The 25,453-nt window shown below is 58.0% G+C and carries 28 protein-coding genes and 1 pseudogene; 11 read left to right on the top strand and 18 right to left on the bottom strand.

The genetic code is table 11. The features are described 5' to 3' along the window. Window positions 1-257: 257 nt before the first annotated feature. From EN874_RS31075 to EN874_RS31055, 5 genes are all read right to left on the bottom strand, one after another. Window positions 258-851 (bottom strand): hypothetical protein, encoded by a 594-nt coding sequence (locus tag EN874_RS31075; protein ID WP_127428694.1) that lies wholly within the window; start codon window positions 849-851, stop codon window positions 258-260. Next, complete coding sequence (locus tag EN874_RS31070; protein WP_127428693.1) at window positions 848-1,546, bottom strand: hypothetical protein; 699 nt, start codon at window positions 1,544-1,546, stop codon at window positions 848-850. The genes EN874_RS31075 and EN874_RS31070 overlap by 4 nt, the downstream gene beginning before the upstream one ends. A gap of 168 nt (window positions 1,547-1,714) precedes the next feature. Beyond that, a complete protein-coding gene (locus EN874_RS31065; protein WP_127428692.1) occupies window positions 1,715-2,896 on the bottom strand; it encodes a PAN/Apple domain-containing protein in 1,182 nt (393 codons plus the stop codon). Further along, window positions 2,880-3,275, bottom strand: coding sequence for a hypothetical protein (locus EN874_RS31060; RefSeq protein ID WP_127428691.1), 396 nt, complete (start codon window positions 3,273-3,275; stop codon window positions 2,880-2,882). Before EN874_RS31060 ends, EN874_RS31065 begins: the two co-directional genes overlap by 17 nt. A gap of 20 nt (window positions 3,276-3,295) precedes the next feature. After that, entirely contained in the window at window positions 3,296-4,453 is a 1,158-nt protein-coding gene (locus EN874_RS31055) for a hypothetical protein (RefSeq protein WP_127428690.1), read from the bottom strand. A gap of 373 nt (window positions 4,454-4,826) precedes the next feature. Between EN874_RS31055 and EN874_RS31050 the strand changes: the two genes are divergently transcribed. Then, window positions 4,827-5,279, top strand: coding sequence for a MucR family transcriptional regulator (locus EN874_RS31050; protein WP_127428689.1), 453 nt, complete (start codon window positions 4,827-4,829; stop codon window positions 5,277-5,279). Window positions 5,280-6,174: 895 nt separating this feature from the next. Here EN874_RS31050 and EN874_RS33920 read toward each other — a convergent pair. Continuing rightward, complete coding sequence (locus EN874_RS33920) at window positions 6,175-6,462, bottom strand: hypothetical protein (RefSeq protein WP_128261490.1); 288 nt, start codon at window positions 6,460-6,462, stop codon at window positions 6,175-6,177. On the opposite strand from EN874_RS33920, the gene EN874_RS33915 reads away from it, so the two are divergent. Together EN874_RS33915 and EN874_RS31035 are read left to right on the top strand one after the other, a co-directional pair. Beyond that, window positions 6,461-6,718 carry a hypothetical protein gene (locus EN874_RS33915; protein WP_128261491.1) on the top strand — a complete coding sequence of 86 codons (258 nt, stop codon included), beginning with the start codon at window positions 6,461-6,463 and terminating at the stop codon, window positions 6,716-6,718. The genes EN874_RS33920 and EN874_RS33915 overlap by 2 nt on opposite strands. A gap of 877 nt (window positions 6,719-7,595) precedes the next feature. Further along, a complete protein-coding gene (locus EN874_RS31035; RefSeq protein WP_127428687.1) occupies window positions 7,596-7,760 on the top strand; it encodes a DUF3309 family protein in 165 nt (54 codons plus the stop codon). Window positions 7,761-8,015: 255 nt separating this feature from the next. Here EN874_RS31035 and EN874_RS31030 read toward each other — a convergent pair. Beyond that, window positions 8,016-8,625 (bottom strand): annotated as a pseudogene (locus tag EN874_RS31030) (isochorismatase family cysteine hydrolase). Window positions 8,626-8,851: 226 nt separating this feature from the next. Here EN874_RS31030 and EN874_RS31025 point away from each other — a divergent pair. Further along, complete coding sequence (locus EN874_RS31025) at window positions 8,852-9,268, top strand: HD domain-containing protein (protein ID WP_127428686.1); 417 nt, start codon at window positions 8,852-8,854, stop codon at window positions 9,266-9,268. 70 nt (window positions 9,269-9,338) lie between these two features. Continuing rightward, window positions 9,339-10,421 carry an ATP-dependent DNA ligase gene (locus EN874_RS31020; RefSeq protein ID WP_127428685.1) on the top strand — a complete coding sequence of 361 codons (1,083 nt, stop codon included), beginning with the start codon at window positions 9,339-9,341 and terminating at the stop codon, window positions 10,419-10,421. Here the strand turns inward: EN874_RS31020 and EN874_RS31015 are convergent. After that, the gene (locus EN874_RS31015) at window positions 10,411-11,622 is read right to left on the bottom strand and encodes an FAD-binding oxidoreductase (RefSeq protein WP_127428684.1); all 1,212 of its coding nucleotides are present in this window, start codon (window positions 11,620-11,622) and stop codon (window positions 10,411-10,413) included. The genes EN874_RS31020 and EN874_RS31015 overlap by 11 nt on opposite strands. 596 nt (window positions 11,623-12,218) lie before the next feature. Here EN874_RS31015 and EN874_RS31005 point away from each other — a divergent pair. Together EN874_RS31005 and EN874_RS31000 are read left to right on the top strand one after the other, a co-directional pair. Beyond that, the gene (locus EN874_RS31005) at window positions 12,219-12,683 is read left to right on the top strand and encodes a hypothetical protein (protein WP_127428683.1); all 465 of its coding nucleotides are present in this window, start codon (window positions 12,219-12,221) and stop codon (window positions 12,681-12,683) included. Between the two features lie 244 nt (window positions 12,684-12,927). Next, window positions 12,928-13,368, top strand: coding sequence for a gamma-glutamylcyclotransferase family protein (locus EN874_RS31000; protein ID WP_245513792.1), 441 nt, complete (start codon window positions 12,928-12,930; stop codon window positions 13,366-13,368). A gap of 129 nt (window positions 13,369-13,497) precedes the next feature. On the opposite strand, the gene EN874_RS30995 is transcribed toward EN874_RS31000, so the two are convergent. Next, window positions 13,498-14,316: a Ku protein gene (locus tag EN874_RS30995; protein ID WP_127428682.1), complete on the bottom strand. Its 819-nt coding sequence runs from the start codon at window positions 14,314-14,316 to the stop codon at window positions 13,498-13,500. 118 nt (window positions 14,317-14,434) lie between these two features. Here EN874_RS30995 and EN874_RS33910 point away from each other — a divergent pair, with 118 nt between their 5' ends. Next, a complete protein-coding gene (locus EN874_RS33910) occupies window positions 14,435-14,575 on the top strand; it encodes a hypothetical protein (RefSeq protein WP_168247678.1) in 141 nt (46 codons plus the stop codon). On the opposite strand, the gene EN874_RS30990 is transcribed toward EN874_RS33910, so the two are convergent. The 5 genes from EN874_RS30990 to EN874_RS30970 all read right to left on the bottom strand — a co-directional run bounded on the left by EN874_RS30990 (window position 14,569) and on the right by EN874_RS30970 (window position 17,955). Then, the gene (locus EN874_RS30990; RefSeq protein ID WP_127428681.1) at window positions 14,569-14,868 is read right to left on the bottom strand and encodes a plasmid stabilization protein; all 300 of its coding nucleotides are present in this window, start codon (window positions 14,866-14,868) and stop codon (window positions 14,569-14,571) included. The two genes, EN874_RS33910 and EN874_RS30990, sit on opposite strands and share 7 nt — an antisense overlap. A 9-nt stretch (window positions 14,869-14,877) precedes the next feature. Beyond that, the gene (locus tag EN874_RS30985; RefSeq protein WP_126090111.1) at window positions 14,878-15,075 is read right to left on the bottom strand and encodes a hypothetical protein; all 198 of its coding nucleotides are present in this window, start codon (window positions 15,073-15,075) and stop codon (window positions 14,878-14,880) included. Between the two features lie 9 nt (window positions 15,076-15,084). Beyond that, the gene (locus tag EN874_RS30980; protein WP_127428680.1) at window positions 15,085-15,369 is read right to left on the bottom strand and encodes a PRC-barrel domain containing protein; all 285 of its coding nucleotides are present in this window, start codon (window positions 15,367-15,369) and stop codon (window positions 15,085-15,087) included. 364 nt (window positions 15,370-15,733) lie between these two features. After that, window positions 15,734-16,165 (bottom strand): hypothetical protein, encoded by a 432-nt coding sequence (locus tag EN874_RS30975; RefSeq protein WP_127428679.1) that lies wholly within the window; start codon window positions 16,163-16,165, stop codon window positions 15,734-15,736. Between the two features lie 479 nt (window positions 16,166-16,644). Then, window positions 16,645-17,955: a divalent metal cation transporter gene (locus EN874_RS30970; RefSeq protein WP_127428678.1), complete on the bottom strand. Its 1,311-nt coding sequence runs from the start codon at window positions 17,953-17,955 to the stop codon at window positions 16,645-16,647. Window positions 17,956-18,397: 442 nt separating this feature from the next. Between EN874_RS30970 and EN874_RS30965 the strand changes: the two genes are divergently transcribed. Both EN874_RS30965 and EN874_RS30960 read left to right on the top strand, forming a co-directional pair. Further along, a complete protein-coding gene (locus tag EN874_RS30965) occupies window positions 18,398-19,306 on the top strand; it encodes a cytochrome c oxidase assembly protein (protein WP_127428677.1) in 909 nt (302 codons plus the stop codon). 391 nt (window positions 19,307-19,697) lie between these two features. Further along, window positions 19,698-20,009, top strand: coding sequence for a hypothetical protein (locus EN874_RS30960; RefSeq protein ID WP_127428676.1), 312 nt, complete (start codon window positions 19,698-19,700; stop codon window positions 20,007-20,009). Here EN874_RS30960 and EN874_RS30955 read toward each other — a convergent pair. The 4 genes from EN874_RS30955 to EN874_RS30940 are packed head-to-tail and all read right to left on the bottom strand — an operon-like array spanning window position 20,006 to window position 22,540. Continuing rightward, complete coding sequence (locus EN874_RS30955) at window positions 20,006-20,377, bottom strand: hypothetical protein (protein ID WP_127428675.1); 372 nt, start codon at window positions 20,375-20,377, stop codon at window positions 20,006-20,008. The genes EN874_RS30960 and EN874_RS30955 overlap by 4 nt on opposite strands. Further along, window positions 20,377-20,739, bottom strand: a complete 363-nt coding sequence (locus tag EN874_RS30950) for a hypothetical protein (protein WP_127428674.1) — start codon at window positions 20,737-20,739, stop codon at window positions 20,377-20,379. The genes EN874_RS30955 and EN874_RS30950 overlap by 1 nt, the downstream gene beginning before the upstream one ends. Further along, a complete protein-coding gene (locus EN874_RS30945) occupies window positions 20,739-21,959 on the bottom strand; it encodes a divalent metal cation transporter (protein WP_127428673.1) in 1,221 nt (406 codons plus the stop codon). Before EN874_RS30945 ends, EN874_RS30950 begins: the two co-directional genes overlap by 1 nt. Continuing rightward, the gene (locus tag EN874_RS30940) at window positions 21,956-22,540 is read right to left on the bottom strand and encodes a hypothetical protein (RefSeq protein ID WP_245513790.1); all 585 of its coding nucleotides are present in this window, start codon (window positions 22,538-22,540) and stop codon (window positions 21,956-21,958) included. The genes EN874_RS30945 and EN874_RS30940 overlap by 4 nt, the downstream gene beginning before the upstream one ends. Window positions 22,541-22,733: 193 nt before the next feature. Between EN874_RS30940 and EN874_RS30935 the strand changes: the two genes are divergently transcribed. Next, window positions 22,734-25,064, top strand: coding sequence for an FdhF/YdeP family oxidoreductase (locus EN874_RS30935; RefSeq protein ID WP_127428672.1), 2,331 nt, complete (start codon window positions 22,734-22,736; stop codon window positions 25,062-25,064). Window positions 25,065-25,453: the final 389 nt, after the last annotated feature.

Below are 25,453 nucleotides of genomic sequence, written 5' to 3'. Positions count from 1 at the left end.
CTCAGACATCAGCGGTAGAGGATATGGAGGCCCCGATCGGAACTCCATAGGGGCTGCTTTAATTGGGTTTTTTGGGGAACGCGACCCCATTTCTGGGGCACTTGGAGCCTACATCTGTGTAACGTTTTCGCGTTTTGTTCTCTCATTGGCATGGCGAAGATTCGGCCAATGTTTAACCCAGCTCGAGCGTGCAGAGCTTAGACCGAGAAGCGAGGCCAACCCTTTTTACCCCTCTAAGACTGCAAAGGCTGTGGACCTCAATTGCCGTCATCCTGAGTTTCGTTAAACATTCCCATTTGGCTAGCAGAAGTGGCCTTCTCTCGCTTTGCCTTTCGGGCTTGTCGCTTCTGCTCACGCTCAGCAATCTGCCGCTGGATTTTGATAAGCTTCCTGTCGTCTGTCGAAATCTCGCGCAGCTCGCCTTCGCCTTCGTCGGGCCATGCGCATGGCACGGCAAAGAAGCCGGGTGCCGATTTTCGAACATGAGCCAGGATTGTCGGCCACCAATGCAGCAATAGCGCCGCCTTTCGGCAAAACTGCCAATTGTCCCATTTGGGAGCGAAAAAAACGACAATCATGCCTTCTTCGACAAGTGCTAAGCGCTCATGCGGGACGGAAGACATTCTAACGTCGCCCGAAACAATAATGCGTCCACCGGCCGCGGCGTACCGCCTTATCCAGGGAACATCCGTTTTAGGCTTGTGGTCGGTGTCTTTCGGGTCGGGCGTGTAATCCTTAGCGCGTTCGATCTCGACGCCTTGGACTATGTGCCGCAAGCTTCGTTCTTGATGGAATAGGTTGAAGACCCGCACCATTGCGGCCGGCATGTTTTCGTCAAACGCGACTTTCAAGCCGCCTGCCGCAAGTCAGCTTGGAAGCGCACAGCCTCGCTGACTTGATCTTCGGATACTTCAAATTGGTCTGCGACCACGCCCACACTGCCCTCTATCTTGACGGCGTGGGCTAGCCTTTCTGTTGGGATGTGGCTTTCCTGAAGAGTGGGGCGGCCAAACGAGAAGCGCGGATGGACGATAACACTTGGGGCTATCTCCTTCCGAGGATACCAAGCGACCATGTTGCCGGCCGGATCGAACACAACGTCCTCTTTGAGTGACGGCATGACGACAACCGGCATCTCAAAATTCTTGGACTTCAGATCCTCATAGACAAGTTCAACACCATGCTTCCGAGTTATCGCTGCTACGATTTTCTTACCGTCTGTCTGGAACACGATGCGCGTCGCGAAAGGGTGCGGATGGGCCAACGTATCCTTCGCCTCTTGCATGATTGATCGAATTTCATTCAGGCGAACGCCGTTGTTGACAAACCTCGCCACGAATCGGAGTTCCATCAAATTGGTAAAGTTGATCGCCACCTTGCCAGCTACTCGCCCCAGCTGATTTTCGATGACGGGTTGTTGACGCCCCTTCCTTCCGTTCACCCAAATCCGAACAGACCCTTGAGGCGCCTCTACTAGCTCTGCGGTCTCGGGAAGGGTGAATATTCCGCCGCCAAGCAAATCGGGCTTGCCACTGTCGAACGTCATGAGATGCGTACCAACGGGTTCCGATGCGTCAGACGCTCTCCATTGATTCTAGCCATGCCCTCACCGTATTGTTGTTACTCCAACACCGACCGCTATGCCGGTCAGCTCCTGGAGTTAATCGTTAGTCCTGAATGCGCCGATTTGAGCATTGATCACAAGACCGATGGATCATTGGTTTCCAGTCGCCTTCGATCCGGACTGCACGCCCTTAAAGACCGATAGCGAGGTCACCTGGTCCAGCATAGCGCACATATTGTTCGGACTGTCGAAATTGAAGCCAAGGCATTTCTGATCAGCCGCACAGGCCAACACGCAATTGGCGTAGCTGCCTGGCTCGTTCGAGTATGAGTCTCCAACGACAACAGTGTTCTTGTAAAAGACGAGACTTGAAAGCTGGACTTTGCTAGCGACCGAGGGTTTTGCCCCTGCCGCGGCGTCTGAAGCCCTCACCAAGATCGACGCATCGCTTTTCATAAAGCAGGCGGAATGTTTCTTGTCATAGGTGATGGCCTGACATTGGTCATCACCTTCGCACCTCGTCTGGCATTGGTCGAACGAGACGTTCATGAGCGGCATTCCAGGAAGATCAAACCCCATCGCATCCCAGCCATCCTGCACAATCAGCTTTTTGGCGGCCTCGGCCCGACCAGCCGGTGGCTCATACTCAGCAGCGCTGAAGGTTTTGCCATCAAGCCAGGCGCATTTCGCAGCGAGCTCCATCGCGGAACTGTCATTCAACCCAATGGACGCAAGAGTCGCAGGCGACGCAATGGGCGCCTGGGGCACAGCGGTCGGTGTGGGTCTCGTCACAAGGTCGGCGTTCACATCAACACCATTCATGAGCCGACGGGTATAGCACCACGCCCGATCCCAAGTGGGGTCGTTCTCTTCGCTGAAATAATGCCCGGACGTGAGTGTCCAGTGGGCGCCCTCGAAGTCAATTTCCCTAGTTAGGAACTTATTGAAATCCACCGTCGTCTTGTCATTACCATCAGCCAGCGGACCGGGCGAAGGATTGGTTGGCTTTGCTTCCGGAATCGAAGCGGGCCGGTCCGACTTCGGTTGGGTCGTCGTGTCGGGCGGTTCGATCCTGTCTGCGCGCTTGTCCAGCGGCTTGTCCACCACGACATGTGGCAGCTTGGCTTCTCTGCCGAAGAACAAGGCCGCTCCATAGCCGATGCCGACTGCAGCGACCGCCACGGCCAAGCCCGTCATTATCCTGCGAAAAGCATTTGCGCGGGCCATTCTGTCATAGGCCGCGGCCTCAGCCTCCAGGGTAGGAATAGCCGCTTGCTTGACGACGAGGTCGACCGCCTTTTCGAGAAGCGCTGTGTTATGCCGGACCAGCACGCTTGCGACCGCCCTTAGCTGCTACCTGAACCAGATCGACGACTTCGGCCGGAAGATCCTCATTCAGCGCCCTCCGTAGTGCATCGGGATCGTCGGTAAGGACCGGAACATCGAGGATTTCCTTCACTACCTTTTCGACCGGCACCTCGACTCGCTTTTCCACCTCCCTATCCACTGGCACTTCGACGGGCATCTTGATTGTCCGCACCCGACGCCAGCGCCATCTCAAAAGCATGCGTCTGACCAATCGCGACAACCGATTTTCCGAGCGTGATTCTGCCTGGGTGGCAATGCGCTGCAATCCTAGTGCCACCATTGCCGTGATCGGTCCGGCAAGCCCGGCGATAACCGCCAGTGACCCAAACCAGATGGCCGCCACTTTTCCGGCCTCCGGCTCACTTACCTGTTCCGGCTTTTCACCATACCAACGGGCTGCAATTCGTCGTATCTGATCCGTCCGTGCCAGAGGTATTCGCTTTTTCTCCAGGTCGCTGAGTTGCTTTGCTCGTCGCGCCTTGATTGGTTTGCCGAAATCACCTTTCCCTCGGCCGCTTCAGCTACCTGAGCCGCAGACAGGTCTTCGCGCGCTTGAGCTAGGCGCCGCTCCCAATCGGCCGAATTTTCATCCAATGATTTCTCGAGATCAGCGTGTCGATTCTGTAGCACCTGCCTCTGCTGATCCGTCATTTTTGGACTTTGCAGCCTTAGGCGGTCGAATTCAGCTCGCGCAGCTACGATCTGCTGATCGAGCGCTTGGAGTTGCGAGTCGTATTTTGCTTCAGTTTTCGAACGTGGATTGGCAAGCTTTCCAATCTCGTCTTCCCAACGCTTTGCGGACGCGGCATCGCCGCCTTCCCGCGCATCCTTGATTCGGTCGACGTAGCTGTCTCTTTGGCGTTCGAATTCCTCAACGGCTTGTTTGACCCGGTTGTCCCTTTCTGCAACCAGATCGGTACGCCTTTGGTCCTGCTCCTTGAGCTGTTCTCTCGCCTTGGCTGCCTCGGGTGTCAGAGCAGTTGTGGCCTGAAGTTCCGCGTCGACATCCCCGATACGGACCTGAATTTCCTTTCGTGCCTTGTCGGCAAGCGCCCCAACCTCTTCGAGATCAGCTTTCGCTTTGGCGACCTGATCTGTCTGGCTTGCCGCGTCGTCCGAGGCGGTCAGCTTTGCATTTTCGCGGGTGAGCGTATCGATTTGGTCGGCTATCTCTTCGTATTGCAGCTCTCGCAGGGTGCCAGCGCGCTCAAGACCAAGCAGAACCGTTTCGAACGTGATGCCGGCAAGTAGAAGAAGGAATACGAGGAGCACAGGCTTCCAGAACCAGGTCGCGCTGTACAACAGGGTGGTTATTGGGATCTTGGTAAGTTCGGCGATCGAGACGATGAAGAACGGAGCGCTCGCCAAAACCAGATCCATTGCGGTGGCGGATTGGCTTGCTTCGAAGGCCTGTGCGCCCAGCATTAAGCCTGTAGCTAGACCGATGATTGACGCTGTGATCTCAAGTGCCCAAGCGCCACGGTACGTCCATTGACCGTAGCTCGCCAGCTTTTGGCTCATGCTTGCATTCATAGGCGCCCCCCGCCCTATTTCCCCAATCCACCCTGCCATTTAGCTAATGGGATTGCATCAAGAAATTTTGGGGATGGGAAAAGCCACAGTCTTTATCTGGAAATATCGTTACTTTTAGCGCCAAGGACTCCGCTGTGATCCAGCTGCCTAATAGCTTTGATCCAATGTGAAGGAACGTAGTTCATCACCGCAGTCCCGCCTCCTCCATGACCCAAGTAGGATTCAGCACCAGCGCGATACGTCGGCACCGGCGCTACTTCTAGGCCTCCCCTGCCCCGGCTCCACTTACCAAGAGTTGCTGGCGACTCCGTCCCGAATGGCATATCGGGGTCAACTATCGCAGCGAAACAGGGATTATTGCATGTCAGAAGACACTGAGAACGACCGGAGCCAGCTTATTGAGCTCACAGCCGATATTGTCTCGGCCTATGTCAGTAGCAACCCAGTGCCGGTTGCGTCTCTTCCCGACCTGATCTCGAGCGTGAATTCGTCGTTGGCGAAGATTGGGCAGCCCGGCGAGCCGGCGAAGCCGATCCAGGAGCCCGCGGTCAATCCGAAGCGATCGGTGTTCCCCGACTACATCATCTGCCTCGAGGACGGGAAGAAGTTCAAATCGTTGAAACGCCATCTTGGTGTCCACTACGGGTTGACCCCAGATGAGTACCGACAGAAATGGGCGCTGGCACGCGACTATCCGATGGTGGCGCCGAACTATGCAGCCCAACGATCTATCCTGGCGAAGTCGAGCGGGCTCGGCCGAAAACCTGCTGCGAGCCCGGTGAACAGAAACGGCAAAAAGCGTTCGGCGCGGTGACCGCAGTTCCCTGCCCGTTTTGCACACTGCCGAAACGCGCATTGTGATGAGACGCGATGACTGCGGCGCATTCGGCCCGATCTGCATCGATGAATTGCACGCCGTCAGAAGCTGGAATCGCCGTCCCGCTACACCTGACTAGGACTAGGGGCCGCACCTGTGGAAAGTAACCGCTTGTTCACCATAAGCCGCCAATCTGATTGAAGGCGACCCGATCACGCCTGAACCTCAGTATGCGCCACCGATATGGCGTACCCGCCCGAGTGCCGGCGGCCGACGTTTTCAAGTACCCATTTCCCAACAGTATACGTCGGCCGCCAGTGCGATGACCAGTGTCGTGGCGCTTGGCCGCGATCATCGTTCGTCATGCGAGGGAACAGTTTCCCGCCTCGCGGGTTTCTAGGCGTCCCGTTGCTTTATTTGAGGCGGCATCGTCTGCGACAGATCAACGACTCCGAAAAGCTAGTTAAGCACCTCGATGAAAGGGAGCGGCAAAGCCTCAGCCGCATTAAGGAAACTCAGGAGCTCATCGAGACGAACCGCCGGCTCATAGAGCGGTCCCGCGAATTGTCGGCCATGGTCTTGGCAGGGCTAGCAACCGGATTTGAGATGAAAGAGTAGGGTACAAGGGTCCAGCCCTTCCGCTGCTCCGGCGCCAACGCGTGATTGGTGAACTGCAGGTTCCGATCGTCCCGGCCGGCGCCGCGGCATTCGTGGCCACAAGATCACCCTAATCAGATCCCAATGTAGGCATGGCTGGTCCGGCCCGAGCCGCCGAACCAGTTCGGCAACTTGGGCCGTGCTCGAAGGCGCCCGACGCAGTGCGCTCCTAGGCAGCCGCGCAAGAAACCAACCGCCATCCGATTTGCAATCGCTAAAGCGCGCTGATTGCAAATTAGCACCCTTCTGACGTCGTTTTCATCTGGCCCGGCGCCGCCGTCTTGGCATCGGTGTCCTGCTGGCCGGGAGCCGCTTGCTTCGCACTCCCGGTCTGCTGGCCGGGCGCGCAGTCCTTCGCCGAATTCGGATTGGTCGACTTGGTGGTTGTTGAATCCGTATTCTGGTCTGTCGGCATTGTTGTCGTAGTGGATGAGGATCCGCTCGTCGAGTTGCTCGACTGCGCGAAAGCGAGGCCGGTGGTTGACAACGCCATCATGGCTGACGCGATAAGAAGCCGTTTCATGCTGATCTCCTATTGGGGAAATATCCCTTCAGTTTCCAAACTGGAGAACGGGGAAACGGTTCCTAGTGTGCTCGACATGGGCCTGATCGGTCAGGCTGGCGCCGGTGCTGTTCTTGAAACGAATCAGTGCTGTCGACTGGACAAACAGCGCCCTTCTAAATCCGCGTTTGGTGTCGTGGTCACTTTCGGAACCATCCAATCCCGCGCACGGTATGAGGGATGCCGTGCCGCCCCCCTCGCGGCAAGCGGAACCTAAGCGGAAAGTAAGGTTTTCTAACCGAAGGGACAGCAATCGAGGATGCACGAAGAATGGTTGAACTTTTGAACCTGGAAATGGCAGTCGCAAGGCTGCGCGCGAAGCGAGCCGAACTACTCCCTTAAGCAGGCAAAGGCCTGCTCTACGACAACCACGGGCTGCGGTCAGTCTGGCGCTTTGCAGCCGCATCCGGGCCGGGCAAGCGCGTGCGAAAGCAGCTCGGCGGCGACTTTTGAAAATGGTGCCCCCACAAGCGCGCATTGAGGGGATACGGCGCCATGATCTTTCCGACATTTGACATGCAAGGCCAACAACGGAGCGCAGTCTATCACGCCGTAAGGCTGACGACGCTCCACGATCGGGTCGTAAAGCGAAGCGCGCGAGTAGCGCTGTGCGCACGATCCAGCAGCGTTGGAACGGCGACCGAAGGGAATTAGAGGCGGGGTCGCAATCTGGGGCGACAAGAATTACCAGCGCTTGATACAAGGCGTACGGCAGAGAGGCGCCCCCGTTGAGCGCACCCTTGCTGTCCCGAGGTAAACTGGCTGACTCTTATACATTGGCGGCCGAGCTAGCCGTTCATCAAGTCCTCCCGGTTTTATTTCGTTCTGACGACCATGGTCCTTTGCTTGTTCCGTTCAGACTGACTGACGTCATCGCCTAACGCCATGTTCGTCGTCGCTCCCTTTGGAGCGTGCGCGTTCACGTTGGCCGCTGGTGCCATCTGGGCGGATAACGGACGACGAGGCCAGCTATAAGCGCTGCGTCCGGCCGGGTTTGCCGGAACAGGAGAGCCCTTTCCGAGTTAATATTCTGATCAACAGTGGAGCAGTGCCCTAAGGGTGCACGAGCGCGCAAACAGAGAGAGGAAAGTCCCATGAGTCTCGGCGCAATTTTGATAGTTATACTGATTCTTCTATTGCTTGGCGGTTTCAGCGGCCTCGGTGGTAGTCCGTTTTACGGCACCGGCTACTATGGGGGCGGTGGCCTGGGATTGCTGTTGCTGATCATCATTATCCTGGTTTTCCTCGGTCGCCTGTAGCGCGAACTGGGCGAACCGAGTCTGGACGCGTTCACGTGACGTGTTTCGGATCTGTAGTCCTCAACCGGGTCACTGCGCAGGCGCTTAGCGGCACCCGACAACTGGATTTCAACAGTCAAGGGGCCGATCTGGACACTCCAAGCGCCCTTGCGCACTGTCGACACGTCTTTCGCCGATATCGCGGCGGCTCGACGAAGCACTGACGTGTCCAGACGTTTCGCAATGAGCCTGGCAGGCGGAATGTCGACTCTTGCATCAAGTCCAGCTTGATAGGATCGTCTCCATTTCCACCGTTTCCACCTGCTGTGCAAACCGCTGGTGATAGACCGTCAGCAGCGCATCATGCGTGGCGTCGGACGAGCTGCACAGCGCGTCGGTGACCAGCACCACACGGAAGCCGAAGTCGATGGCTCCCAATACGGTGGCGAGCACACATACGTCGGTCTCGCCGCCGGTGATCACTAACGTGTCAGTCTTCCTCTCGGTGAGAAGACTCGTGAGCTTGCCCTCGAACCACGGCGAGTAGATGTGCTTGTCGATAATGGCTGCGGGTGGACAGTGCCGCGCCAGCGACGGCAGGAGATCGGCCATTTCGACGCCAATCTCCCCGAGGGTCATTGACGCCCAACGTTGATAGTAGCGCCTCCAGGTGCCGATGCCTTGGCCTGATTTGCGAGCTGGCAGGAAACGGGTAAATACGGTCTGGGCGGCGCGTCGTTCGACAAGACTTTCGATCCGCGGCAAGACACGGGTGATCCAAGGCGTCGCCCAAGGCGATGGTTCGGCAAAGAGGCGCCTGCATGTCGACGCAAACATGCATGCACCTGTCACCCAACGGACCATAGGCCAGTCCCGGCGCAGACATCAGGATCCCGTCGCGCGCGCAATCAGCGCGGCGGCCAGCCGCCGTCGTTCAAGTTTGACCATAGCATTGCCCATCCGGTCCCTCTCTGCCGACAAACGCGATGCACTGGCCTTCGTTCCTGCAACGGACACGACAGCTCGCCCTGGAAGGATGCGAGCCGCGCAGCGTATGGAACCAGCGGCCATATTCTCGGTTAGATGCAAGAGGCAAATGCAGGATCGAAGCTATGAGTGTGCTTTATCGTGCGGCAAAGATCGCCGAGCAGGCTCATGCCGGTCAGACAGACAAGACCGGACAACCCTTCATCGAACATTGCCGCCGGGTTGCCGACGCCGTCGAAACGATTGATCAGAAGGCTGTTGCCTACCTGCATGACGTTTTGGAGAAGGGCGATGGCTGGAATCGCGATCGCCTCGAAAGGATCGGCCTCGGACCATCGATTGTATCGGCTGTAGATGCGCTCACCAGAAGATCCGGAGAAGACGATCTCGCATTCATACGCAGGGCAGCTGCCAACCCGCTGGCACTCCTGGTCAAGCGCGCAGACCTTCTCGACAATCTTCGGCAGGCGCGCCAGATTGGAGCCGCGACATCAAAATACCAGGAGGGTCTGCGAGTCCTGGATGAAGAGTTCCCCAATTGATGCCTGCCTTTCTGGCGACGGCAAGCCCAGCCCTCGGCATCGACCTGCCGCATCACGACACCGAAGAACGATGGTAAAGGCATCCGGCAACCGGTTCCCTCTGCCTCTCGACACGCCTCCAATGGAGGCGCGGATAGCCGATGCGCTGCCGGAAGGGAATGGATCTTGGCAGTATGAGCCGAAATGGGATGGCTTTCGTTGCCTCGCCTTTAAGGGCGGCAAGGTCGTCGATCTCAGGGCAAAATCCGGGAAGCCGCTAGGACGGTATTTTCCGGAATTGACAGCGCTGTTGGGTGACCTCGACGCGGAAAATTTCGTTGTCGATGGCGAGATCGTGATTGAGGTCGATGGGCATGCTTCCTTCGATGCGCTGCAGATGCGACTGCATCCTGCGGAAAGTCGAATCCGCAAGCTGAGCTTGGAAACGCCAGCGCAGTTGATCCTGTTCGATATACTCGTCGCATCGGACGGCAAGGTCCTCATAGAGAAAGACTTGGTGGAGCGGAGAGCAGCAATCGAGGATTTCGTGGTGAAAGCAGACAAGAACTCTTTGCGACTATCGCCCGCCACTACGACGCTGGCGACTGCAAAACGATGGCTGCAAGGCGCTGGTTACGGCTCGACCGACGGTGTCGTCGCCAAGGCGCTGGCCGACCGCTATCAGCCGGGTGAGCGCGCGATGGTCAAGGTCAAGCGGCTGCGCACGGCCGACTGCGTGGTGGGCGGGTTTCGCTACCTGAACAGCAAGCGGCAGGTCGGGTCGCTGCTACTTGGCCTCTATAATGAGCGCGGTTTACTTGACCATGTCGGTTTCACCGCGACCATCGGCAATGACGAGCGTGCGGCGACCACGGAGAAGCTCGAGGCGTTGCGCGACGAGCCAGGTTTCACCGGCAAGGCGCCGGGCGGTCCGAGCCGCTGGAGCACCGAGCGCAGCGGGCAATGGGAGCCCGTGCGGCCGGAACTGGTCGTCGAGGTGCGCTTCGACCACGTCACTGGCGAGCGCTTCCGGCACGGAACCAAGCTCTTACGGTGGCGACCGGACAAGGCGCCGCGCCAGTGCACATTCGAACAAATCGACGAGACCGAGATCAAAGCGCCCTCGCCATGCGGCGGTGATTGCGTCGGCCGTGATCCCGGAATCACGCCTTGAACGCGAACAGGTCCGCATCCGTATCTTCTCCGCCCTTGATCGACGCCGAGACGATCTCAGAAGCGATCTGTGAAAAGAGGATGCCATTGCCGCCATAGCCCATCACCGCATGTATGCGAGGATAGTCAGGTAATGCACCGATGATCGGCAGCCCTGTGCCTATCGCGCCGAACGATCCGCTCCAGGCGAACTCCGCCGTGGTGTCGAGCAAAGGGAAAATCCGCTCGAGCTTCTTCGAGAGCTGCGCTGCCTTTTTGTCCGTCAGTGCGTTGCGGCGCTCTTCATCAGTGAAATTCTCGTCCTCGCCGCCGCAAATCACACGCCCATCGGCCGTCGCGCGGACATAGAGATACGGGTCGGAGGCTTCCCAGATCATAGCAGCGCCTGGCCAGATCTGTGCTGGTTGTTGCCGGGTCGCGATCGCCCATGTCGAAATAACTTTGTGACTGACGGCCGGCACGACATCGAGCAGCTCATAGCCCGTCGTCAGAATGAGATGGCGGGCTGTGATTGTGGGCCCCAGGCGCGTGACCACGGCTACGCCAAGGCGATTGTGCTCGATCGCCATCGCCTCGGCTGGAGCGTAGAAGCGCGCCTTTCTGTTGAGCGCGGCCAGCAGCAGGCCGGCAGTAAGCTTTCGCGGATCAAGCGCCAGATTGTCGTGGCTGAGAATGGCGCCGCCACGATCGATGCCGAATTCATCCCGCAACTTTGCACGGACTAGGAACGATGCGCCGATGCCCGCTCGCCGACGTGCCTCAGCTTCCTTGCGCAAGTCCGTTGGACCGAGCGTAGTGCCAGCCAGGTAAAGTGACTGGGTACTCATCTGGCTGCAGCGGATGCAGAGTTCCGCTATCCGCCCTTGAAGGTTGAACAGAGCAAGCCGCGAACGCCGCCATGCCTGCCCGGCAGCAGCGCCGCCGATCATCTTCGATAGTTTCGTCAGCGGCTGATCGATTTCGAACTGTACCAATGCAGTCGTCGCGGCCGTCGATCCTTGCAAAGGCCCACGCCTGTCGATGCAGATGACGGAAAGGCCGTCACGCGCCAGCGCTTCGGCCATCGTAGCGCCGCCGATCCCCATGCCGACGATCAGCACGTCGGCCCTCACGTCGCGCGCTAGTCGGCCTATGGGCACGGACGGCGATCGGTAGGCAGACCAGACAGGAGTTCCGCTTCTGAGGTCGAGTTTACGCTGCATGAAACCCCCGACTTCCCTACCATAAGTCGGTCGAAGCCTTGCCGTTCCACCGACCGACCAGAGCACGGAACAACCGGCCGGGTGGACTGCTTTAGCGCACGAAGCATCAAGCGTTGGAAACTTCGTGGAACCGGGTGACAAGCAAAGACTCCTGCAGCAGGACGAAATCGAGGCCCCGACCATCGAACAGCAGGACTGGGACGCCCTGTAAGGCGACAAGGTTCTTCCAGACAGCTAGTCGCGGAAAACGAGACGCCGGACACTTGGAAACAGAAGGAACGCTTCCCGAAGAAGACGACGACAACGCCTACCAGAATAGCGACAAAGCCCTGCCCGGCGATGAAGAGGAGTGCGCGCTGTCACGAGACCCGTCAAAGGAAGGGAACCGGTTCGACGAGATTTAGGACAATGCTTGCAGCGCCCGCCGCCCAAAGCGATCTTTTCGGCGGGCCACAACGGCTCCCCTGGAACAAATTTTTGTAGTGGTGGAACTTTCCGGTGAAATGGAGGTTCGAGCGCCATAGGGACGAACTGGGCCACTCCGACCTGTGGTGCGCTTTGCAGCAGGCAGAGCGGCTGGCGAACAGGAGACGGGCATGAAACACCAAACACGCGAAGAACTAAATGCAGTCGCGGAGATCGATGCAGCCTGCCCGGCGATGACGCGGAGCCAGCGATTGGAACACTGGGCCGCACTTCTCGAGCGCGATCCCGAACGGTGCCTGGGAGCACTACCCGGCACCGAGTACATGAGGCTGGATGTACGAGACAAAGCACAATGTACCGAATCTCCGCTTAGCATCGCTTTCGCTGATCCAATCTTGCGCGCGCAGGGTCTGAAGAGCGACACCTATGGCGAGGCGAGGCGTTTCTTCGAACTATCGGAATGGCAATTGCATGCCATTGTTTGCCATTGTCATGTCGGCGCCACCATGAAAGCCGGCTGGGTTGCCGTGCAGGTCCGGGCCGCCACCAACGAAGATGGAAAGCTTTTCAGCAAACTGCGGGAGACGATCGCCGGTTGGCGGGCAATTCGCTTTTTCGCTCACGCCAGGGAATAGTCGAAGCTGCGGTTGCGGCTCGACCGTTATCTGCTTTCGGGATGTCCCTGACGCCCGATCTCAGCATCCTACGCGGCGTGTCCCAGTTTGAAATGTCGACTCATTAGAATTGGAACCGAGAACGCTCCTGTGAATTGATCCACCAAGCGGTCGATTTTGTTCAGGATGTGGCCGCCTCAAGCAGCAAAAGCCCGTCGCCAACGTTCCTCACAATAAGCGGCGGGCTTTCCTTATGTGCCGTCGAATGCAGAATGTGGATGCGGGCCAAAACTTAAACGCGATGAAGCTATTTGTTTTCGGAACGCTCAAGCGTGGCTTCGCGCTCCACGAAAAGGGATTGGCGCCCGCCCCGTTTTTGGGGGGCTTCCGAACCGTACAGCCCTTCCCGATGGTGATCGCAGGTCCGTGGTATGCTCCGATGATGATCAACCGCCCCGGCATGGGACTGCGAGTTTTGGGGGAACTCTATGAAGTCGACACTCAACAGCTTGCCATTGTGGATGGACTCGAATCCACGGGCACGCCCGGCAACTTTCGCGTTCTTATAGATGTGTCCCCCGAAGCTGGCGGCTCATCCGTTGAAGCAATGGTCTATATGAAGGCAACGGAACTCGCTGTGCCACTGCACTCGACATGTCTGAACGAATATCTCGACGACCGTTTCGTCCCACAATGGCAGCGATAGGCTCATGAAAAACCCGCGCCACCCTTGAAGAGTGTAGCGCGGGCCAGTTGCCTACGCAGGAGCCAAGCAGCGGCCCCATACGCTCGTATGGAACCGTTAGAAACGGCTAAAGTTCCAGCGAAAGCGGAACTATGCCAATTTCCGGCGAGCTTTAGGATTCTGCTTGATGCCTTCTTTGGCAAGGCTCTTGCGAAGCACCGATGCGAGATCGACAACGTTCTCCTTCGGCTTGGGCGCCGGCTTCGGAGGCTTCTTGCCCTTGCGCTTGGCATCGATCATCGCAATCAACGCGTCTTCATAAGTGTCATCGAATTTCGACGGGTCGAATTTCGTCACCTTCTTGTCGATAAGGAGTTCCGCGATCTCGAGTAGATCCTTGTCGTATCCGGGGCTTTTCAAATCGTCGAAGACGCTGCTTTCCGAGATCATTTCATTGTGGGTACGCAGTTCGGTCAACAGCATTCCTTTCCCGAAAGGCTGGATCACGACCTCGCGGCCGCGCTGGTAGAGCACCACGCAGGATCTCGCTGCAACCCGCTTTTTCGCCATTGCCTCACGCAAGACGGAAAAGGCTTCGACCGCGGCGCCATCGGCGGGGATGACGTAGTAGGGTTTCTCAAGGTAGCGGGTGTCGATTTCGTCGAGCGCCACGAATCCCTCGACTTCCAGCGTATGCGCCGAGGTCAGCTTCAGCTTCTTGATTTCGTCGGGCTCGATCTCGATGAAGTCGCCCTTCTCAATCTCGTAGCCTTTAATCTGATCTTCCGAATCGACGACATCGCCGGTCTCTTCGTCAACATAGGCGCTCTTCACTGGAAGCCCGTCTTCCCGGTTGAGAATCTTGAAGTGGATCTTCGAGGCTTCGCTGGTTGCACCAACCAGCTTCACGCCGCATGACACCGATCCCACCTTCAGGAACCCCTTCCAAACCGCTCGTGGCGCTGCCATGGCTATTCCTCGTGCTTGCAAACAAAGGCGTCGGCAGCCTTCGCCCCCGAAAACCGTCTCATGGGCCGACGGCTCGTCCGCCGATTTCTTCAGCTACAGCAGTCAGCGCTCGGGAGAGATGGAACAGCTTTTGGTGTTCGAACCACCGCGCACGCCGCTGGAGGATCAAGACGCACCTGTTTCGTTCGGCGATGCCTGCACCGTCGCTGATGAGCGCCGCGTCTGCGGCGGCGTCAGTGAGAAGCATGATCGTCACTGATGCGCTCTTGTTCTCGCCGCCTTCTTTGCAGACGCCGAGCGTTCGGCGGCCGAGCGATTGGCTGAGGCAGCACCACCCTTCCTTCCACCCTTATGGGCGGCTGGATTTCCGGTGTGCTTGCCGCTGCCGGAGCCGCCTTCCTTCTTGCCGCCGCCATCGTCCTTGTTGACGGTCGCCCAAGCGCGCCGCTCGGCCTCCTTTTCCGAAACGCCGCGCTTCTCGTAGCCTTCGGCAATATGGTCGGCCTTGCGTTCCTGCTTGTCGGTGTATTTCGACTTGTCTCCGCGTGGCATGTATGCCTCCTATTTGTTCCGTTTCGTTTTCAGCGCATCTCCGAGATCGCGTTTGTCAGGGTCCTTGAGGTTTTCGCCCGCGGCATCGCGATCTTCGTCCGGATCGTCTTTGGCAGGCAGATAGCCCGGAGGCCGGTTTTCCGGTGGGCCCTCCCAGCGCGGTTTCTGTTCGGTGGTGCCTGGAGCACCGTGGCGCGGCGTAGTCATCTTTACCTCCTAATCGCGGTGTTCCGGCATGCTCTTGAGTTGATCCTTCGTCCACGACGTCGCGGCGTGCACGCCACCATCTTCGTCGCGCATGAAGTCGAGCTGGTTTACGGCAACGGCAACAGGCTTGGCGCCGATGCCGAGGAAGCCGCCGACATCAATGACGACCTGGCTACCGTGGACATGATCGACAGAACCGATCTTCTCGTCCTGGGGTCCGTAGATGGTTGCGCCTTCGAGAATGTCCGGGGTGAGTTCGGCGTTTGTTAGCCTTACGTGATTTGTGTGGTCCATGGCTCGCATCTCCGCTGGGTGAGATTCAAATAACCGGCGGAGGGAAGAACAGTTCCACCCCTTGCGAAGGGACGAGAGGAGCCAAATTCCGTGGCGGCAAAGATTGACCGGCCGCGCAACTCAGTGAGCGGTCCTATCACGCGAGTCCGCTACAGGCTTGCTATCGGGTGAACCGCATTCTCGCAGCCATAGTGGCTAGCCAGCAGGCCTTCGAGAGTGGCGGCACTGTTCGCGCGCTGATCCTCGCATCGTGAGTTTACGCCGCCTCGATTTGAGCCCCCGCCTGTTTCAAAGGAGGGTTCAACCGATCTTGGCCTGATCCTCGTCGCGCCCGACAACCGATCTGTCGTATCCAGGGACACCCTCAGTGCATCAGCACATATCTCAGCCAAACAAAAAATCTGCGCCCGTTGAGGCTCCGGCGGACCGTCGCGGCGGCAGATTTGCCTTCTGTCAGGGTACCAGCATGGCAACTACAGACTATGTCATGCAGTTGCCAGTCGCTCAGTTCGAAGAAGCGCTTGGCTTCTCCATAAGTGTCATTTTTGAGACCTGCAGCACGCAGCAAAGGATCTTCGAATGCAACGGTAATGGGGGAACCATCTGCCCGTGCCAGCTCGCGGGCCTCCGCAGGCAAATATTCGGTGCCGGTCAGCATTCCGAGGATTCGCACGGGACGCTCATCAAGAAGACCTGCCCAGCGCTCAATCCGTTGCGTTCTGGTCATAGTTGACGTTGGCGCCAGCGAGTTAACGTCGGCAATTGCTTGCAGCTGATTTAGTGTTTGATGTCTCATGTTTGACTCCTGTTGACAGGCCGGGCGTCACTCCGAGGATTGGTATCGACGGCCTCTGTCTAGCTCTTTGGAAAGATCGGAGGCTGCTGTGCCGCACTGATGCGGTTGCGTGGGCCGGCTTGACTCGATTTCGAGCGCGCTGGCACTGGACACGATCATGGGATTCTCCGAACTTTAAAGGCGCCCTCGGATGTTCCAACGCGGAAAACGGAGGGAAGTTGCTTGTGCGCCAGGCAACAGCGGTTTGCCCCGTCACGGGAGGAGGAACCAAACCTGCTGTGCGGAATCCGAGACAAGCATCGTCCGGGAGACCGCCAATGCTTGTCTCGGATGTCGTCGTCTCGCTCTACCTCGCAGCAGCGGAACGGAAGCTTTCTGGAACAGCGTCGTGTGGTGGCGGTCCTACGAAGGATGCAGTGAGCCCGGAGCAAGCCCCACGTTTCATTCATAGGGCCAAGCGAGACTCGGTTGGCGCCATTTCAAACTATCCATTGGAGCACGAGGCCAACCACAGACAAGACCATCGTGCTGGTAGCGAGCCAACCGAGAGCCCTCAGCCAACCCTGCACAGGAAACTCGCCCATGACTTCGGAGCGCCCCGTCATTTGCATCATGACGACCATCACCGGAACCGCGCATATGCCGTTGGTGACAGCACTCCAATACAGTGCCCTGATTGGATCGATCGACATGAAGATGATAGCCATTCCGAGCATGGCCGCAGCAGCCAATGTCGTATAAAACGCCATCGCCTCCTTGGGCTGTCGCTCCAGCCCCACCGGCCAACGGCACGCTTCACCCACGGCAAATGCAGCCGAACCTGCGAGAATCGGCACCGCAAGCAGTCCGGTGCCGATGATGCCGGTCGCGAAGACCATAAGCGCGAACTTACCTGCAACCGGCTCCAGGGCTTTGGCAGCGTCAGTCGAGGAATAGATCTCAGTCACTCCCGCCTTGTGTAACGTGGCGGCCGTTGTAACGATGATCGCAACAGCTATCAGGTTCGAAAATGCCATACCGACCAAGGTGTCTGCGCGAATGCGCTGGAAGGCGCCAGATGCTTGCCATGGTGCCCATTTCAACGGCTTGGCTTTCGGGTCCACCGTCTCCTCTTCTACCTCTTGCGACGACTGCCAGAAGAACAGATAGGGGGAAATCGTAGTGCCCAGAACAGCAAGAACCGTTGTGAAAAAAGACCCGTTCCATTCTACGTGCGGGATGAAAATGCCTTTGAGCGCTTCTCCCCAGGGAATATGCGCCATGAACGCAGCCACAACGTAGGCGAAGAGGCTGAGCGTCGTCCATTTCAGAACCGTGACATATCGGCTGTAGTCGAGAAAGACGATTGCAGAAATAGATGCCAAACCGAACCCAACCACGTAGAGCGAACTGGGGCCACCCACCAGCAATCGGAGCGCGTCAGCCATCGCGCTGAGGTCCGCGCCAATATTGATGACATTGGCGCCGAACAACAAGGCGACCACAAAATACATTAGTTCTTCAGGATAGTGTCGAGAGAGGTTTCCGGAGATACCTCGACCTGTCGTCCGGCCAATCCGCGCCGCAATCTCCTGGATCGCGGCCATGAGCGGAAAGGTGAATATCATTGTCCAGCCAATATTGAACCCAAGCTGAGCACCCGCTTGGCTGTAGGTGCCGATACCCGAAGGATCGTCGTCTGCAGCGCCTGTAATAACGCCGGGCCCAATTGTGCGCAGAAATCGCTGAAATGGCCCTTTTGCCAGCCTAATTGTCTGTTTCGCGCGGACTTCGGCGCCGATGTCGCCCATCGCATTACTCCAAGAACTCAGTCCCGATGCAGTGACCGCGCATCAATCAAAACCCGACATGGTGCTGCTAGTTCCAGATCGATCCTGGTGGCGCTCTGCGATAGCTAAAGCGGATGGTCGAGGCGACGTCGCCATTGCCGGCGTCGAAGTCGACAAGGGCGCTCGGTTTGCGTGCTTGATCCTTCCGACAAGGCCTAGCAGTCTACCTACGGGGCCTGCATGTTTGGATCTGACTGAAACCACCCGAGGGTGTTTTCTGCTTGGCACTTCTATGACTTTCGCGCGTTGAGGCATGTTCGACAAATGCGCCAAGGGATGATGAACGCTAATCAGGCGTCCCAACGTTCATAGAGTCGCGCCAGCTCATTGCGGGTTGCGGCAAAAATATCGTGGCCGCCGCCGCGCTCAGCGTTGACCCCCGTAGCATTGGCAGCTGCAGGCCATGAGCTTCGATTCTCTCTTCTCGACTTCGCTCTGTTATGGCGCAGGCGGCCCAGATGCCGGCTGGACGTTCACGCTTCCCATTATCTTTCCATTGGCGGCAATCGCATCGCTCTATGTCGTAGGTGCCATCCGGCTTTGGCAACGGAGCGGGCGCGCGCGCCCTTTGCGTTTTCGGCAAGCCCTACTGTTCGCCGCCGGCTGGGTCGCATTGGTGGCAGCCTTGGTGAGCCCGCTTCATGCATTGGGCGAGCGGCTGTTCACCGCTCACATGATTGAACACGAATTGCTGATGGCGGTGGCGGCGCCCCTCGTAATTGCTTCATGTCCGGCGGCGCCAATGATATGGGCCCTACCCATGCGATTACGCCAGGCGCTCCGCGCAGCCGGGCATATACGCATGCTTGGGGCGACTTGGGTCTTCATGAGCCGACCCGTAATCGCCACCGTCCTGCATGGCGTCGCGATATGGGCGTGGCATGTCCCGGCGCTTTTCGAGGCTGCATTGCAACAAGGTCTCTGGCACTATGCACAGCATGCCAGCTTTTTCGGCACCGGTCTTTTATTCTGGTGGGCACTGCTGCCTCGCCCGGGCCGAAGACATGCCTGCGGCAGCGCGGTCATGCATCTTTTTTTGACCTCGTTGCATACCGGCCTGCTCGGGGCCTTGCTTGTGGTCTCGCCGCGGCTTTGGTATCCGGAAAATGCCGTCGGCTCAAGCTTGTGGGGCCTTGCACCCCTCGAAGACCAGCAGCTTGCGGGCCTCGTGATGTGGATCCCGGCTGGCCTGATTTATGGCGGAGTAGCGTTGTTCCTGGCCGGTCTCTGGATTCGTACAACCGGACGGGAGCAGACACCGCTTCGCGTCATCGAGATCGGCGCTGGCGTTTCGACGGATGTTTCGCCTTGACTTCGGCGGGATAACGCAAAACCCCATCCGGAAGCGCGCTTTCGACATCTCCAACGGGATTTGGCCCTGCTTGTTCGAAACCGTCCGCGCGCCTGGCGTTAAGCTGCAGCACATCTGACGCTGCCAAAGCGGCGCGTATCTTCAGCATTCGGACAAGCTCGGGACGAAGGCCGTCGCCTCTGCCAGCGGCTAGATCATGGAAGGAAGCAAAGGGATACATTCGGCTACACTTTCAAATACGCGAGGCACCTCGCCTCAAGGACCAATTCGTCGACAATTCAACGCCACCACCAAAGCCATGTTCCGGCAATTCCATAGGGTCGGGTTCAAATATTCGCAGGAGATTGGAACCGCGGGGCCGAACCGAAGTTTGGCTGCAAAGGAGCCGTCCATGGCAACAGCGCGACGTCAAACGCCGGCAGAGAATGCCCATGCTCATGGGCCTGACAAGACTCCGGGATTTGACCCTGCCGCCGCACCTCTCAGTACCGACGCAGAAGCGGCAGATGCGCCAAACCTCGCTGGACATAAGCCTCCAGAGAACGCTCCGCGATTCAAGAACGAAGCTAGCTTTGCCGATGCCATGCGACCGATGGAGGATGAAGTCGAAGCCCGGCCCGGCAACAACTGGCCATTGCTGGTGATTGCCGCGTTGGTTTTCATTGCAGCGGCGGTCTTCGTTGCGGCGAGCCTCGTGCGCTAGCGTTTTGCCCGGCTTTTGCGGGACTTCTTTTGATCTTGCGACTGTCCGGGGTATCCTTTCATGCGGGCAAGGTCCTCCATCGGACACAAAAGCCTCGGCTGCGTGGGGTTGGATATATCGATCTTGTCCCAAGGAATTCGATAAAAGCCACCATCACGGCGTAACCGAAATGCATCGAGCACCGCCGCGCCTATCGCGGAAGCGGAAAGTCGCTCGAATGCGGCGTAGATGCCGATATGGAATTCGGTAATGACAAGATCGTGTCCGTCCTTTTCGGCGCGAATCTCCTCGATGTAGCCGATGCTTTTCCCGCGTGGCGATAACACGCATCGGCCAACCAGCCGCTCAAGATTGATGGTTGTGGCCATCAGCCCGCTCCCGGGATGCGGCCGACGACGTGATCGCGCAGCCAGTTTTGCCAATCGAAGATCGCCGTCTCGCGGACGTCGATGTCGAACTCGATATCGATGCCGATGTCGCGCACCTTGTTCCAGGCGATCCGATGCGGCTCGCCGTGGCGTTTGCCGCCCAGCCTTGCCGACAGTGCCGCCATCCAGCGTCCGGGCCGTGCACCTAGTCGGCGTGCCAGCGCAATCGATCCTAGTTCGATCGCAACGATCCTTGGCGGCTTGCCTGGCCTCAGTTCCGCCACCAGGCCATCGACCTTGCCGATCTTGACCTGTTCGCGGTCGATCAGTTGCTTGTCCAAAATGTCGCGGACCGTATCCATTACGTGCCTCCGAATATTTGCAAGGGGATCGCCACAATCGCCAGCACGAAGCCTAGCGCGATAACAAAGATGACCGCGGCATTCGAGACCATCCCATTGCGATGCTTGCCGACATAGCGCTTGTCGTTCATCAGAAAGAGGAAGGGAACGACGCTGAGAGGCAGGCTGGCAGCCGTCAGCGCCATTGAGAAGATCGTGAGCTTCAGCGGGTCAAGGCCGGCCGCAATCGGTAGGGCGCTGAGAAACAACGCCACCGTATAAACCGTGCTGAAGCCAGGATTGTCTCGCGGTTTCTGGTCCTCGCCCCAGGTCCAGCCGAAACCTTGGGCCACGAGATAGGCCTGCTGCAGTCCAACTTCGAGCACAGCACCGAAGCAAGCTATACCGAGCGAAGCAATGAACAGGACAAAGCCCCAGAAGCCGAATATCGGGATCAGGATCAGCGGCAACTGATGGTAGTCGTCCACCTGGTCTATGCCGTGTGGGGCAAGCACAAGCGCGGCGACGATCAGCACGCTGACGGAAATCGTGCCGCCAAAGCTCATACCCATCGCCGCAATGGCGCGATTGGCCCCGAGATAGCTTTCGTCCCACCGGTCCTCGATCGCTCCCGAAGAGTAAAACATGAACAGATAAGGCGAAATTGACGCCCCAAGAATGCTGACGGCCATGAACCAGTAATTGGCCGCGTCATGGTTTGGCACAATGGGAATAGCCCCCGCCGCGACCTGACCCCAATCAGGCTTAAGCATTACCGCGCCGACCACAAAACACAGTGTGACCAGCCCGAGAATCGAAACGCCTTTTTCGATAAAGCCGAACGTGCCTTTCCAGAGAAGCACCCAGGCCAGCAATGCCACCAGAAGCGCCCACCATTGGAAGCCGATTCCGGTGGCAAGTTCGAGCGCAATGGCAACGCCGCCGATCTCAGCCGACATGACCAGGAGATTGACTAGAAGGACCGCCAGCAGCGGCCAGAGGAAGGCGTTGAAGCCAAATCGTTCCCGAATTCCATCGGCGATGGTATGATGGCTCACGGCAGCGAAGCGGCCTGCCATCTCGACGAGGAAGATGATGCAAATCGTCCCCAGAACGATCGCCCAGATCAGCTGGAAATGGAATGCCGCACCGGCTTGAACGGCTGTCGTCAGTGAACCGACTTCGAGAAAACCACCAACACTGGTGACAACACCCAACGATATTTCGAGGACCTTCTTCATGGGTGCGGGCTAAAGGATTTGGTATGGGTGGCGGCCAGGGCGGCAATTGCGTTTCGCACATCCCGCTGCGCCCGCTCCACTTTCGCGGGGTTGTTCTCCTGTAATCCCGCCTCCGCGTTCGCTACCGCGGCCGCCAGGCGGCTGATGGCCGTTATCCGTCCGGCTCGGTCGGGAACCTCAGGTGAATCGGCTGATTGGATTTGGGTTTCGGCATCGGAGAGCTTCTGGCCGATCGATTGCAGCGTGCGTGACGTATAATTTTGAGGAGCCGCCCCCGCGAGCCAGGCGTCCAGGGCCATCGATGCCGTTTCCGCTGCGGAAGCCGCGGTTCTCAATTGGCTGTCAATCCGGTCTTCCGACGAAGAGCACGCCGATAACAGAATCGATATCAGGACAAAGCACAGAACATTAAGTATAGAGCAGATGAATTTTGTTGTGTTTACACTACGAATTGTCGAGTTGCTGGCACCCTGATTGCTCTTGCTGGCAGGGAACAATCCCATCTGCTTACCCGTGCGATAATTGAATCTCGCAACCGAACCGCCGCGTTTTTGTCGAGTCAGACTGGATACGCGATCCACTCCGGGCCGAATTCTCCGGCTCGTGTTTCAATCGATGACTGAGGAAAATGTTCCGCGGCGCTGTATGCGGCGAAGGAGTATTCCGTCGGCAGTCCGCTTTGCTCAAAGGGGGGCTCCGTGGTTTGGCCGGCCCGACGGGAACAATCGGTCGCGGGCGGGGTTCTGTTTTTTGTCTCTTGCAAGGTGGCCCGCCATGAAACCTGCCGTGACCGATCGCATAGAAATAAAGAAATACGAACACCCGACCGGGGGCTGGGGGTCGCTTCGTTCCCTGGCGCGTCATGCGCGCAGCGAAGGCCTGTTGATCTCGGGAATATGGAGCACTCTGCTCAAGCAGAATAAGGCAGACGGCTATATGTGCGTGTCCTGCTCATGGGCGAAACCGGCTCATCCGAGGCCTTTCGAGTTCTGTGAAAACGGCGCTAAGGCCACTATGTGGGATCAGACGAAACTGCGCTGCGGGCCGGATTTCTTCGCACAGCACAAGGTCGCCGAGCTGCTCGATTGGCCGGACAGGGATTTGGAAAAGCAGGGCAGGCTGACGGATCCAATGCGCTACAATCCGATCACCGACCAGTATGAACCGGTTGCCTGGGAAAGTGCATTCCGCGAGATCGCCGTCGAGCTCCAGCGGCTCAATCCGAAATCCGTTGTCTTCTACACCTCGGGCCGTGCCTCTCTGGAGGCCTCCTTCATGTATCAGCTTTTCGCGCGCATCTACGGTTCATCCAACTTGCCGGATTCGTCGAACATGTGCCACGAATCGACCTCGGTCGGCCTGCCCGAGTCGATCGGCTCCCCGGTTGGGACCGTTCAACTCGAGGACTTCGCGAAAACGGACATGATGTTCTTCTTCGGCCATAACACCGGCGTCACGGCGCCGCGGCTGCTGCATCCATTGCAGGAGGCACGCCAAAGACAGGTGCCAGTGTTCACTTTCAATCCTTTGCCCGAGCGAGGTCTAAAGCGGTTCAAGAATCCGCAAAACCCTGTCGACATGTTATCGCCGGGGCCTGGAACCAAGATGTCCAGCGACTTCTTCCAGGTTCGTTGCGGCGGCGACATCGCAGCCATGACGGGTATCGCCAAGGCGGTGCTTGCGCTCGACGATGCTGCGCGTGAGCGCGCAAGTCAGCGTGTCCTGGACGTCGATTTCATCGCCGAGCACACCCACGGCTTTGCCGAATTCGAATCGTATCTACGCGACGCCAGTTGGAACGATATCGTCAGACGCTCCGGTATCGCTCAGGCCGACCTTGAGCATGTCGCGGAAATCTACAGCCTTTCCAGTGCTGTAATCGGAAATTACGGCATGGGCCTGACGCAGCACCGGCATGGCACCGAGAATGTCCAGATGCTATGCAACCTGCTGCTGATGCGCGGCAATATGGGCAAATCCGGCGCCGGCATTTCGCCACTGCGCGGCCATTCAAATGTTCAAGGCCAGCGCACTGTCGGCATAACTGAAAAACCCGAACTCGTTCCCTTGGACAAATTCGCAGAGTTCTACGCCTTCGAGCCACCGCGCGAGAAAGGCCTCGACACGGTCGAGACCTGCGAAGGCGTTATCGGGGGATGGGTGAATGGCTTCATCGGACTAGGAGGCAATTTCGTTCGCGCAGTGCCGGAAACCGGCCTGGTCGAGAAGGCTTGGTGTGGATTGAGCATTCATGTCGAGATCGCAACCAAGCTCAACCGCAGCCATCTCATCCCGGGAGCCGTCACCTATCTTCTCCCCTGCCTGTCGCGGCTGGAAAGAGATCACCAGGCAAGCGGCGACCAGACTGTCTCGATAGAAGATTCGACCGCATGTATCCACGGCTCCTTTGGATCGCGGCCTCCCGCGTCGCCAAACCTGCTTTCGGAGCCCAAGATCGTCGCCGAACTTGCCAAGGCCACAGTGCCAAACAAAAGTTCCATCCCATGGGACCAATGGGTTGCTGATTATTCGCGTATCCGCAAGGAGATCGAACGGTGCTATCCTCAACACTTCCGCGATTTCAACACGCGGTTTCTCGATCCCGGCGGCTTTCATCGTGATATCAAAGCGTCGAAACGCGTGTGGGAGACACCGAACAAGAAAGCCAATTTCAAGTTGCCATCGATGCTCGAGGCAAATCCCGATATCGATCTCTCGGGTGACAATGTGCTGACGCTGATCACAGTTCGCTCCAATGACCAGTTCAACACCACCGTCTACGGCTATGACGACAGGCTGCGCGGCATCTACGGAACCCGCATGGTGCTGCTCATGAATGAGGCGGACATCCAGCGTTTCGGGTTAAGTGCGGGGCAGGAAATCGATCTCGAAACCCATGCCGATGATGGTGTGGAGCGGCGCGTGCGCGGTTTACGGGTCACGCCCTATTCGATTCCCGAGGGGAACTGTGCCGGCTACTATCCGGAACTCAATCCGTTGGTTCCACTCTGGCATCGGGCAAAGAAAGCTCATGTTCCGGCAGGGAAATCGGTACCAGTCAGAGTTGTTCCCCGAAAGACCCCGGGCCGTAGCGGTCTCCTTTGAAGTATAGATCACGTTCAGATCTCCTCCAGGCGCCTTGCTAAAGGCGGCTGAAATATTAGTGTCACTGAGAATGGGCTGTAGCGAATATCTCCCCTGATATACGCTATTGAGTCGTTTCCCCCTGCCCTGCACTTAAAGGGCACATATCCACGGCCCCCCCAGAGGACTCATTTAGCTGGGTTTTCAAGCATGCCTTTAGCGTCAGGTGTTGCCGGCACGACTTCGCACCGATTTCGAAACCAGAACGACGGTGCTGAGCATCCTTTTACAACCGGCCGCGTTATGCCCTCGGCTTGATGGTAGATTCGTCATGGCAAGGTGCATGAGTTCGTTAATCTGCCGTCGGAAGCGGAGACGATCCTCAATCCTCCCCGCCTTGGCGCGTCGAA

The sequence above is a fragment of the Mesorhizobium sp. M1D.F.Ca.ET.231.01.1.1 genome, assembly GCF_003999155.2.
Classification (GTDB): domain Bacteria; phylum Pseudomonadota; class Alphaproteobacteria; order Rhizobiales; family Rhizobiaceae; genus Mesorhizobium.
This window is presented reverse-complemented; position numbering and strand designations above follow the sequence as displayed.

Bases quoted from the DNA above. Each gene is read 5' to 3' on its own strand.
- EN874_RS31070 (WP_127428693.1), bottom strand. From the start codon at position 1,546: ATGACGTTCGACAGTGGCAAGCCCGATTTGCTTGGCGGCGGAATATTC.
- EN874_RS31055 (WP_127428690.1), bottom strand. From the start codon at position 4,453: ATGAGCCAAAAGCTGGCGAGCTACGGTCAATGGACGTACCGTGGCGCT.
- EN874_RS31050 (WP_127428689.1), top strand. From the start codon at position 4,827: ATGTCAGAAGACACTGAGAACGACCGGAGCCAGCTTATTGAGCTCACA.
- EN874_RS33915 (WP_128261491.1), top strand. From the start codon at position 6,461: ATGCTGATCTCCTATTGGGGAAATATCCCTTCAGTTTCCAAACTGGAG.
- EN874_RS33920 (WP_128261490.1), bottom strand. From the start codon at position 6,462: ATGAAACGGCTTCTTATCGCGTCAGCCATGATGGCGTTGTCAACCACC.
- EN874_RS31035 (WP_127428687.1), top strand. From the start codon at position 7,596: ATGAGTCTCGGCGCAATTTTGATAGTTATACTGATTCTTCTATTGCTT.
- EN874_RS31025 (WP_127428686.1), top strand. From the start codon at position 8,852: ATGAGTGTGCTTTATCGTGCGGCAAAGATCGCCGAGCAGGCTCATGCC.
- EN874_RS31020 (WP_127428685.1), top strand. From the start codon at position 9,339: ATGGTAAAGGCATCCGGCAACCGGTTCCCTCTGCCTCTCGACACGCCT.
- EN874_RS31015 (WP_127428684.1), bottom strand. From the start codon at position 11,622: ATGCAGCGTAAACTCGACCTCAGAAGCGGAACTCCTGTCTGGTCTGCC.
- EN874_RS31005 (WP_127428683.1), top strand. From the start codon at position 12,219: ATGAAACACCAAACACGCGAAGAACTAAATGCAGTCGCGGAGATCGAT.
- EN874_RS31000 (WP_245513792.1), top strand. From the start codon at position 12,928: ATGCAGAATGTGGATGCGGGCCAAAACTTAAACGCGATGAAGCTATTT.
- EN874_RS30995 (WP_127428682.1), bottom strand. From the start codon at position 14,316: ATGGCAGCGCCACGAGCGGTTTGGAAGGGGTTCCTGAAGGTGGGATCG.
- EN874_RS33910 (WP_168247678.1), top strand. From the start codon at position 14,435: ATGGAACAGCTTTTGGTGTTCGAACCACCGCGCACGCCGCTGGAGGAT.
- EN874_RS30990 (WP_127428681.1), bottom strand. From the start codon at position 14,868: ATGCCACGCGGAGACAAGTCGAAATACACCGACAAGCAGGAACGCAAG.
- EN874_RS30985 (WP_126090111.1), bottom strand. From the start codon at position 15,075: ATGACTACGCCGCGCCACGGTGCTCCAGGCACCACCGAACAGAAACCG.
- EN874_RS30980 (WP_127428680.1), bottom strand. From the start codon at position 15,369: ATGGACCACACAAATCACGTAAGGCTAACAAACGCCGAACTCACCCCG.
- EN874_RS30975 (WP_127428679.1), bottom strand. From the start codon at position 16,165: ATGAGACATCAAACACTAAATCAGCTGCAAGCAATTGCCGACGTTAAC.
- EN874_RS30970 (WP_127428678.1), bottom strand. From the start codon at position 17,955: ATGGGCGACATCGGCGCCGAAGTCCGCGCGAAACAGACAATTAGGCTG.
- EN874_RS30965 (WP_127428677.1), top strand. From the start codon at position 18,398: ATGAGCTTCGATTCTCTCTTCTCGACTTCGCTCTGTTATGGCGCAGGC.
- EN874_RS30960 (WP_127428676.1), top strand. From the start codon at position 19,698: ATGGCAACAGCGCGACGTCAAACGCCGGCAGAGAATGCCCATGCTCAT.
- EN874_RS30955 (WP_127428675.1), bottom strand. From the start codon at position 20,377: ATGGCCACAACCATCAATCTTGAGCGGCTGGTTGGCCGATGCGTGTTA.
- EN874_RS30950 (WP_127428674.1), bottom strand. From the start codon at position 20,739: ATGGATACGGTCCGCGACATTTTGGACAAGCAACTGATCGACCGCGAA.
- EN874_RS30945 (WP_127428673.1), bottom strand. From the start codon at position 21,959: ATGAAGAAGGTCCTCGAAATATCGTTGGGTGTTGTCACCAGTGTTGGT.
- EN874_RS30935 (WP_127428672.1), top strand. From the start codon at position 22,734: ATGAAACCTGCCGTGACCGATCGCATAGAAATAAAGAAATACGAACAC.